We start from the raw sequence: 3064 nt of genomic DNA on the forward strand, positions 1-3064 counted from the left end.
CCCCTCTCCCCGGAGCCCGAGGACACCGCCCCGAGGCCGCGCCCGGGTCCCTATCCCGGCGACGTCCACGTGGCGGGCAGAACCGTGCCCGGCCGGCCGGTCGATCCGCCCGCTGATCCGCCCGCTGATCCGCCCGTCGATCCGCCGCCCGTCGATCCGCCGCCCGTCGATCCGCTGCCCGTCGATCCGCCGTCCGTTGGTTCGCCGCCCGCCGGGCCGGCCGACTCCGGGAGCGGCTTCGCGGCCGACGACCCTCTGGGGACGTCCGACTGGGTGCACGTCCCCCAAACCTCTCGTCCCGAGCCCATGGAGGGGCCGCCGCCGCCCTTGCCAGAAGAGGATTCTTGGCCGGAGCCACCGCCTTCGACCGAGCCTTCGCCCCAGGCGGTTCCGCCTCCCCGGGAGCCACCCTCCTTTGGCACGGCTCCGGCGGACGAGCCGTCGTCGTCGTGGGCGCCATATACAGCGGACGAGCCGACATCACCTGAACCGCCGGCGCCGTCCGGTGAAGGTGGCTGGAGGGAGCGGCCCGCCTGGATTCCTTCGCGGCCGCCTACGCCGGGGCGTCACAAGCGGCCGGACGATCCGGGAACCACGGTCCCCGATCCGGGGATAGCGATCCCGGACGCCTCGCTCCCCGACCCCGGGGTGGCGGTCCCCGACCCGGGGGCGGCGGTCCCTGACCCGGGGGCGGCGGTCCCCGACGCGGGAACCACCGTCCCCGACCCGGTGGACGAGCCGTTCCTGCCGAGTAAGGGGCTGTCCGTGGCGCCCCCGGGTGGGCGGCAGGAGCAGTGGGCGCCCCGGCTGCCCGAGCGGGGACTGTCGGCGGAGCCTCCGGCGGCGCTTCCCGGGCCGATGGACGATCCCGCACGGCGCAAGGCCCTGGCGGACGCGTTCGTCGCCGAGTTCGTGGGCAGCACCACCTGGCGGGCGACGCTGGCGGTGCTGGAGGGTGCGTTCCCGGGGCTCGGGATGGCGGCGACCCTGTCGCGCCGGACCGACGAGCTCTGGCGCACGATGGAGGGCCTCGACCGTAGGGCAGCGGCGAATCTGGGCCTGCCCGCATGGCTGGACGACGCCGGGATGGTGTTCGACCTGAGCGCGCACCTGAACGTGCGGAGCGCGTCACGCCCTCTCCGTTCGGGGGCTCCTCGCGTGTCGCGGCCGTATGTGGGGGCGTTCGTCATCGACACGCTCGACCCGCTGCGCTATCACCGGGCGGTGGGCGGGCCGCTCGCGCCCCGCGACCTGCCGGGGGAGGGCGCGCTGCCGGTGTCGTCCGCCGGGGCGGGCGAGGGCGACGACAGCGGTGTCGTGATCGTCGCGAACCTGACGTCGGCGGGCGTGCGCGTCCTGGACTCGGCGGCGCTGTGGCGGTACGCGGGGCGCGTGATCACGGGGACGCTGCACGAGGCGGTGCGTCCGGAGACCAAGGCGCGCGCGCGGCGCGCACTACGCGCTCTGAGGCGCGTGGTCTTCGTCGACCCGGATCTCGGTCTCGGGCTGTGCCTCCAGATCGACGCCGCGCGCACACCCAGGTGCCTGCTGGCGTTCAGCGTGGACCGGACGGACGCGGTGGAGCCGCAGTTCGTCCGGCCCTGAACCAGCCGTTGTGACCCTGATCGGTCTTCGTAGCCCTGATCAGTGTTCGTAGCCCTGATCAGTCTTCGGACCGGAGCCAGGACAGGTCGCACTGGAGCTCTTCTGGGAGCTCGCGGAGGTAGCCCGCGAGCTCCCAGGGCTCGGACGGGACGAGGCGCTCCTCGGCGTCCGGAAGCAGGCCGCAGACGAGCGCGCTCGGCGTGCGGACGGCGGTGAACGACCCGAACCGCGCGATGCCGCCGCCGCGCAGGTGCGCGAGCTCGGTGAGCAGCGCGCTCGCACCGGACGGGTCCTGCGGGTCGTAGAGCCCCCGCACGTAGGAGAACAGCTCCTCGGCGAGCGACTCTTGGCGCCGTCCGGAGAGGTAGTACAACGTGCCCCAGTAGGCGCCGTTGGCCGCCTGCGCGGACCGCTGGTCGCGGATGCGGATGCGCAGCCCGTACTCGGCGGCGCACCGCTCGTACGCCTCGGCGAGCAGCGCCTCGGCCTCGCCCTCCTCGCTGAGCAGGATCCCGGTGACGACGCCCTCCTCGCGGTCGAGGCGGTCGAGCATCTCCCGGTGCAGCTCGGCGACGTCGTGCTCCACGGCGTCGAGCGAGCGGGCCAGGGCGCGCTGGGCGTCGCGTTCGAGGTCCAGCCCGGCGAGCTCTCCGGCGATCTCGCCGACCTCCTTCTCCAGCCGCTCCACCCGCCCGGCCGCGGCCTCCAGCCGGTCGAGGATCTGGCCGGAGACGCCCTCGGACGGCGGCTGGGGGATCGGGATGCCGGACGGCGTGTCCGCGGCGGTGACGTCGGCCCTGAGCGCCTCCTGCCGCTTGGACAGCTCGTTCACCTGGTTCCGCAGGTCGCTCAGCTCCGCCTGGGCGCGGGGGAGCCGCTTGTCGGAGGCCAGGTAGAGCTCGCGTCCGGCGATCGCAAGGCAGAGCAGGACCAGGATGACGGTGGTCATGTGGCTCCTCGGGAGGCGGTCTGCGCTCTCGACCCTAACCATCCGCGGCCGCGTTGGCCGAGGGCGCGGCGGATCTCGTCCGAAAGGCCCGGCATTTTCCGGGCCGGTCCGCGGGGTCAGCCGAAGAGGCCGCCCAGCAGGCCGCCGAGGATCTCGCCGACGCCTCCGGCGATCTCTCCGGCCACGTCGCCCGCCACGTCCCCGAGCGCCCCGCCGGCCGCGTCCGCGACGACGTTGCCCGCGACGTTCCCGGCGACATGCCCCGCGACGCCGCCCGCGTACCCGGCGACCGCGTTGCCGAAGGCGTCCACGGGCCCGCCGACGGCGTAACCGGCGACGTTCTGCGCGAACCCGGCCGCGCCGACGGCGGCGTCACCGACGGCGCCGAAGGCCATGCCCCCGGCGATGCCCGCCGCCGCCGCGCCGCCGACCAGCCCGGCCGCCGCTATGCCGTGGCCGTGGTGGCCCCGGTGACCGTGGTAGCCGGGCGGTGCGGGGTGGACATGGGCG

At 74.9% G+C, this 3064-nt stretch carries 3 protein-coding genes and 1 pseudogene; 1 reads left to right on the plus strand and 3 read right to left on the minus strand.

The window, feature by feature from the left end:
• Window positions 1–279 (minus strand): hypothetical protein (locus E1298_RS49980; protein ID WP_207945251.1); only part of this gene is annotated, 279 nt, incomplete at its 3' end.
• Window positions 280–648: 369 nt separating this feature from the next.
• Between E1298_RS49980 and E1298_RS49050 the strand changes: the two genes are divergently transcribed.
• The gene (locus tag E1298_RS49050) at window positions 649–1605 is read left to right on the plus strand and encodes a hypothetical protein (protein WP_165975977.1); all 957 of its coding nucleotides are present in this window, start codon (window positions 649–651) and stop codon (window positions 1603–1605) included.
• 58 nt (window positions 1606–1663) lie between these two features.
• Here the strand turns inward: E1298_RS49050 and E1298_RS45610 are convergent, their stop codons facing one another.
• Together E1298_RS45610 and E1298_RS49055 are read right to left on the minus strand one after the other, a co-directional pair.
• Entirely contained in the window at window positions 1664–2554 is an 891-nt protein-coding gene (locus tag E1298_RS45610) for a hypothetical protein (RefSeq protein ID WP_131903601.1), read from the minus strand.
• Between the two features lie 116 nt (window positions 2555–2670).
• Window positions 2671–3064, minus strand: a pseudogene (locus E1298_RS49055) (hypothetical protein); the annotation flags it as partial.

It is taken from the genome of Actinomadura rubrisoli, from assembly GCF_004349215.1.
In the GTDB taxonomy this organism is placed as follows: Bacteria; Actinomycetota; Actinomycetes; order Streptosporangiales; family Streptosporangiaceae; genus Spirillospora; species Spirillospora rubrisoli.